The sequence below is a fragment of the uncultured Legionella sp. genome (assembly GCF_937871865.1).
Lineage (GTDB): Bacteria > Pseudomonadota > Gammaproteobacteria > Legionellales > Legionellaceae > Legionella.
On sequence record NZ_CALMPD010000270.1, the window covers coordinates 1 to 6,930 of the forward strand.

Below are 6,930 nucleotides of genomic sequence, written 5' to 3' on the forward strand. Positions count from 1 at the left end.
TTCAAGAATATCTTTATCAATTGCCATCATCTGACCTTTTGAATCAAACAAAGCAATGCGAATGGGGATATGAAATGGCTCTTTATCATGACAGTCTGGTGTAGGCTGACATTCCTGCCGCATGGTCAAGGTCAATCGGCCATTAGCATAGTCCGATGTAACAAACACTTCCGGAGTTCCTGCCTGACTGTACCACCGTTTAAATTGCCTCAGATCAACCGCATTAGCATCCTCCATTGCAGCAACAAAATCATCAATAGTCACTGCCTGGCCATCATGTCGTTTAAAATAAAGATCCATACCGCGTCTGTACCGCTCTTTACCGAGCAAGGTATGTTGCATACGGATAACTTCGGCACCTTTATTGTAGATAGTTGCTGTATAAAAATTATTTATTTCCTGATAAGACTCTGGCCGTACGGGATGTGCCATACTGCCAGCATCTTCGGGAAACTGTTGGCTCCGTAATGCTTTAACGTCCGTGATGCGGTTTACATCTCGGGAATTCATGTCACGGGAGAACTCCTGATCACGAAATACAGTCAATCCCTCTTTTAAGCTCAATTGAAACCAATCGCGGCAAGTCACTCTATTTCCAGTCCAATTGTGGAAATATTCATGAGCCACAACCCCTTCAACATCAGCAAAATCCTGATCAGTTGCCGTGTCAGGTCGGGCAAGAATATACTTGGAATTAAAAATATTTAATCCTTTGTTTTCCATCGCCCCCATATTGAAATCACTCACTGCTACGATCATAAAGATATCCAGATCATATTCGCGCCCATAAACTTCTTCATCCCAACGCATTGATTTTTTCAGCGACTCCATGGCATGGGCACATTTATCTTCGTTACCCGGTTCGACATAGATACGCAAATCAACCGCTCGTCCCGAACAAGTAATAAATTCATCACGGATGCACGCCAAATTTCCGGCAACTAATGCAAATAAATAAGAAGGTTTCTTAAAAGGATCCTGCCATACAACCCAGTGACGTCCATCTTTTGTAGCCCCGCTGTCGATCAAATTGCCATTAGACAATAAAACCGGATAGCTTTTTTTATCAGCAGATATTCTGGTGGTGTAGGTTGCTAAGACATCTGGCCGGTCTGGAAAATAAGTAATACGTCTGAATCCTTCTGCTTCACATTGAGTACAAAACAAATGATTAGAACGGTAAAGCCCTGATAATTGAGTGTTATTTTGCGGCTGGATGCGGGTTACAATGAGAAGAGTCATCTCATCGGGACACTTATCAATAACCAACCCATCTTCTTGTATTTTATAGGCAGATGGCTCTAATGCCACACCATTAATATGCAAACTGACAAGTTCCAGCTCATCGCCGTATAAAAATAAAGCACCTTCATGCTGACGAATTAATTTTAGTGTACTTTTTACTAAAGCATGGTCATCATATAAATCAAAACTTAACTCTACAGTGTCTACTGCAAAAGTAGGGGCTTGGTAATTTTTCAAGTAAATGGTAGTGTCTTCTGGCATAGTCATTGCATTCCTATAAAAAAAACATATAGTTTGTTGATTTATGTATAAATTTAATTTGTTTAGTCTACTATAATAAGAAATAAAAGAAGTACTTTGTTGGTTTTACCAGCGATGAGAAAAAAATGCAAAAATAATAATAAAGAATCACGTATATCCTTGATCAGGGATAAGTAAAAGGGGACGGCAGATGAACACACAAGATTTTTTAGCGGGCTATACCAAGCGCTTTGTGGAAAACAAAGAAGAAGATATGAGTCTGGACGAATACCTGGAACTATGTAAAACAGATCCATCCGCATATGCCAACCCAGCAGAACGATTACTGATGGCGATAGGTGAACCAGAGCTCGTTGATACGCGTCATGATCCCATTTTATCGCGTATTTTTTCAAATAAAATCATTCATCAATACTCTGTATTTAAAGAATTTTATGGCATGGAAGAGCCAATAGAGCAGATTGTAGGATTTTTAAAGCATGCAGCTCAGGGACTGGAAGAAACCAAACAGGTACTTTATCTTTTGGGTCCTGTTGGTGGCGGTAAATCATCCATTGCGGAAAAATTAAAAGATTTAATGGAAAAAACGCCCTTTTATGCCATCAAAGGCTCACCCGTATTCGAATCCCCCCTTTCCTTGTTTAATCCTCAGGAGGATGGTGAATTATTGAATGAGCGTTTCGGTATCCCCACTCGTTATTTGCGTTATTTAATGTCACCATGGGCAGTGAAGCGTTTGCAGGAATTTAATGGCGATATAAGCCAATTCAGAGTCATTAAAGTCAAACCTTCTCGTTTGAAACAAATTGCTGTTGCCAAAACAGAACCTGGGGATGAAAACAATCAGGATATTTCGTCCTTAGTAGGTAAAGTAGATATTCGGAAATTGGAAGAGTTTTCCCAGGATGATGCTGATGCCTACAGCTACTCTGGCGGTTTATGCAGAGCCAACCGAGGTCTTTTAGAGTTTGTTGAGATGTTCAAAGCACCAATAAAAGTGCTTCATCCCCTGTTAACAGCCACTCAGGAAGGTAATTACAACGCCACCGAAGGCTTATCGGCTATACCATTTGAAGGTATTATCCTTGCTCACTCTAACGAATCTGAATGGCAGACTTTTAGAAACAATAAAAATAATGAAGCCTTCATTGATCGAATCAACATCGTTAAGGTTCCTTATTGTCTGCGCGTGTCCGAAGAAACAAAAATTTATCAAAAATTAATTGATAACAGCTCTTTAGCTAAAGCTCATTGCGCACCAGGCACTTTGGACATGTTGGCGCAATTTTCCGTATTAACCCGTTTGAAAGAGCCTCAGAACTCAAGCATATACTCAAAAATGCGGGTGTATAATGGCGAAAGTTTAAAAGACACTGATCCTAAGGCAAAATCGTATCAGGAATATCGAGATTTTGCTGGAGTTGATGAAGGCATGAGCGGCATATCTACCCGTTTTGCCTTTAAAATACTGTCTAAAGTATTCAACTTCGATCACAGTGAAATTGCAGCAAACCCTGTGCATTTGATGTACGTACTGGAACGCCAGATTGAGCAAGAACAATTTCCACAAGAAGTTCATGAAAATTATCTGAGCTTTATCAAAGAATATCTGGCAACCAAATATGTGGAATTTATAGGCAAAGAGATCCAAACAGCGTATCTCGAATCCTATTCAGAATATGGACAGAATATATTTGATCGTTACATTACTTACGCAGATTTCTGGATCCAGGATCAAGATTACCGAGATCCCGATACCGGCGAGATATTCGATCGCGGTTTATTAAATCTCGAATTGGAAAAGATTGAAAAACCAGCCGGGATATCCAATCCCAAAGACTTCCGAAATGAAGTGGTTAATTTCGTCTTAAGAGCCCGAGCCAATAACAGAGGAAAAAATCCGGTTTGGAATAGTTATGAGAAATTAAAATCGGTCATTGAGAAAAAAATGTTCACTAATACCGAAGATTTATTACCGGTTATTTCCTTCAATGCCAAAGCATCAGAAGACGATAAGAAAAAGCATGAGGAATTTATCTCTCGCATGGTAGAAAAAGGCTACACACGTAAGCAAGTTCGGTTACTTTGTGAATGGTACTTAAGAGTACGTAAATCACAATAATGATCAAATTATAACTTGAATATTATGGAAACAGTCAGGGTTAGGGCCATGTGTTATAAACCATAACACATGGCCCAAGTATGCATCTCATGCCATCCTGACCAAAATAAACCTTCCCTGTGCAAGGTGTGTGGAGCAAATTATTATGTCGCAACTGATTGATAGACGACAAAATGCCGGCAAAAAAAGTACGGTTAACCGCCAACGCTTTTTGCGCCGCTATAAAAATCAAATTAAACGGGCTGTTTCTGATGCGGTAGGTAAACGCAGCATTACAGAAATAGACCAGGGCGAACAAATAACTATCCCCGCGAAAGATATATCAGAACCTAGCTTTCATCGTGGTCAGGGCGGCCATGTTGAACGAGTTCTGCCAGGCAATGATAATTTCATCACTGGTGACCGGATTAAAAGGCCTAATGGCGGCGGCTCTGGCGGAGAGGGAGGCAATGCCAGTAATAGCGGTGAAGGCGAGGACAATTTCGTTTTTGAATTATCACGAGAAGAATTTCTGGAGCTCTATTTTGAAGACTTGGAGTTGCCTGATTTAATTAAAAAAGAATTGGCGCGAATAAGCACTTATAAAACCGTCCGAGCAGGTGTGAGTACCAGTGGAATACCTAATAATATCAATATATTGCGTTCAATGAAGCAAGCCACCGGTCGTCGGGTTGCCCTAGCCTCCCCTTATAAAAGGCAATTAAAAAGAGCAGAAGAAGAGTTAGCCCGTCTTCAAGCGCTTAACAGTTCAGATACGGTCACTATTTTAACGCTGGAACGAGATATTGAGTTCTTGAAAAAAAAGATTCGCACCGTTCCTTTTATAGACACCATTGATCTTCGTTACAATCATCGAGTGCGCATTGCAGCCCCCTCGACTCAGGCCGTTATGTTTTGTGTTATGGACGTATCCGGTTCTATGGACGAGGCCAAAAAAGACATAGCAAAACGTTTTTTTATCCTGCTCTATATGTTCCTGACAAAAAACTATGAAAAAATTGAGCTGGTATTCATACGTCATCATACTTCGGCAAAAGAAGTGAATGAAGAAGAGTTCTTTTATTCACGCGAAACAGGAGGCACAGTAGTGTCCAGTGCTTTAGAATTACTGAGCGCGATTATAGAAGCACGTTACCCACCTCAAGCCTGGAACATTTATGTTGCTCAAGCTTCTGATGGTGATAACTGGAACGCAGACTCCCCCTACTGCCAGGAATTACTCCAGGAAAAAATAATGCCTCTACTGCAATATTTTGCTTATATAGAAATAATGCCCAGACATCATCAAAGCTTATGGGAAGTGTATCAACAAGTTAAAGAGCGTTATCCTAACTTTGCTATGGAAAATATTGATAATGTAGCTGATATTTATCCTGTCTTTCGCGAATTATTTAAAAGGAAAACGGCATGAAAAAAAAGCCTTTATCTACTGGTGCAGAATGGACCTTCGAGTTAATACAGGCTTATGACCGCGAAATTGCGCGCATCGCCAAAAGTTTTAACCTGGATACCTATCCGAACCAGATTGAAATTATTACTGCAGAACAAATGATGGATGCATACGCCTCTGTCGGCATGCCCATAGGATATCATCATTGGTCCTTCGGCAAACATTTTGTCGGTGTCGAGAAAAGTTACAAAAGAGGCCAAATGGGACTAGCCTATGAGTTGGTTATTAACTCTAATCCCTGCATATCCTATCTCATGGAAGAAAATACCATGGCGATGCAAGCCCTGGTTATTGCTCATGCGTGCTATGGCCATAATTCTTTTTTTAAAAACAATTATTTATTTAAAATGTGGACATCAGCTGATGCCATTATTGACTACCTGGTGTTTGCTAAAAAATACATCAGTGATTGTGAAGAGCGCTACGGTATTGATGAAGTGGAGGCAATACTTGACGCCTGTCATTCTCTGATGAATTATGGCGTTGATAGATACAAACATCCCACAGCGCTTTCCATTCAGGAAGAAAAGATACGCCAGCAAAACCGGGAAAGTTACATGCAATCTCAAGTAAATGAGCTATGGCGTACCATCCCACACAGCAAACAAGTCGATGAAAACGGGCATAAAAAACGTTTCCCAGAAGAACCACAAGAAAATATTTTATATTTCATAGAAAAGAATGCCCCTCTTTTAGAGCCTTGGCAAAGAGAGATTGTACGAATAGTGAGAAAATTGGCTCAGTATTTTTACCCGCAAGGCCAAACTAAAGTTATGAACGAAGGATGGGCCTGTTTTTGGCATTACACTATATTGCATGCTTTATATGATGAAGGCTTAGTCACAGATGAATTCATGTTAGAAATATTACAAAGTCATACTAACGTGATCATGCAACCGGCTTATAACAGTCCCTATTTCAATGGCATAAATCCATATACCTTGGGTTACCACATGATGCAAGACATCAAACGGATCTGCGAAAACCCAACGGATGAAGATAAAAAATGGTTCCCTTATCTGGCAAACACCGACTGGCTAACCAGTCTGGACACTGCCATGAGAAATTATAAAGATGAAAGTTTTATTGCCCAGTATTTGTCGCCTAAATTAATACGTGATTTAAAATTATTCCATATTGTCGATGATGATCGCAGTCCTGAACTGTATGTACATGCAATCCATAATGAGCCTGGATATCAGCAAATCAGAGAGGCATTGTCGCAGCAATATAATTTAAGCTATTTTGAACCGGATATTCAAGTCTATTCAGTTGATTTGCAAGGCGATCGCTCCTTGACTTTGCGTTATACTCAACAAAATAGAATCCCTATGGGCAATACAACCGCTGATGTGCTAAAACACCTGCATTATTTATGGAAATTTCCAGTATTGTTACGAGCAGTAGATTCTGAGAATAATGTCACCGCAGAATACAGTTGCCCTACTTTGCCGAATAAGGTTAATAATTAAAATACCCCTGCACTCCAGATTTCCCGACGAATAAGTCATGAAAAGGAAATCTGGATGCAGCTATCGATATATTATGTGTTAATTTATAAATACATACGAAAAAATCTCTTTTTTTCGGAAAAGAATGCAACAAAAATTATGGAAAATTATTTGACACATATTTAACCATGTAGTACATTATTTACATGGCATACGGTATTTAACAGAAATGTTAATCACTCGATGTGTTCTTTCCTTTTTAACCATAACCTGTTCTAAGTAGCTGTAAGCTGCTTCCATTAACAAACATAACTTTGCCGTTCGGGCATTCGTTCTTTAAAAATTTGAAGACAAACTGTGTGGGCACGTTGAAGAAATTTGAGTGCTTAATAGAAATAAAG

General features: G+C 39.6%; 4 protein-coding genes. 3 read left to right on the plus strand and 1 reads right to left on the minus strand.

Going from position 1 to position 6,930, the window contains the following annotated elements:
• On the minus strand, positions 1–1,506 hold a 1,506-nt coding region (pepN, locus tag Q0495_RS14480; RefSeq protein ID WP_298627564.1), incomplete at its 3' end, for an aminopeptidase N.
• Between the two features lie 190 nt (positions 1,507–1,696).
• Here pepN and Q0495_RS14485 point away from each other — a divergent pair.
• The 3 genes from Q0495_RS14485 to Q0495_RS14495 all read left to right on the plus strand — a co-directional run bounded on the left by Q0495_RS14485 (position 1,697) and on the right by Q0495_RS14495 (position 6,550).
• The gene (locus Q0495_RS14485; protein ID WP_298627558.1) at positions 1,697–3,628 is read left to right on the plus strand and encodes a PrkA family serine protein kinase; all 1,932 of its coding nucleotides are present in this window, start codon (positions 1,697–1,699) and stop codon (positions 3,626–3,628) included.
• A gap of 145 nt (positions 3,629–3,773) precedes the next feature.
• Positions 3,774–5,039, plus strand: a complete 1,266-nt coding sequence (locus Q0495_RS14490; RefSeq protein ID WP_298627560.1) for a YeaH/YhbH family protein — start codon at positions 3,774–3,776, stop codon at positions 5,037–5,039.
• On the plus strand, positions 5,036–6,550 hold the full coding sequence (locus Q0495_RS14495) for a SpoVR family protein (RefSeq protein ID WP_298627562.1): 1,515 nt from the start codon (positions 5,036–5,038) through the stop codon (positions 6,548–6,550). The genes Q0495_RS14490 and Q0495_RS14495 overlap by 4 nt, the downstream gene beginning before the upstream one ends.
• Positions 6,551–6,930 lie beyond the last annotated feature (380 nt).

What these genes read in the sequence shown, in the direction of transcription:
- Q0495_RS14485 (WP_298627558.1), top strand. Translation starts at nt 1,697, where the DNA reads ATGAACACACAAGATTTTTTAGCGGGCTATACCAAGCGCTTTGTGGAA.
- Q0495_RS14490 (WP_298627560.1), top strand. Translation starts at nt 3,774, where the DNA reads ATGTCGCAACTGATTGATAGACGACAAAATGCCGGCAAAAAAAGTACG.
- Q0495_RS14495 (WP_298627562.1), top strand. Translation starts at nt 5,036, where the DNA reads ATGAAAAAAAAGCCTTTATCTACTGGTGCAGAATGGACCTTCGAGTTA.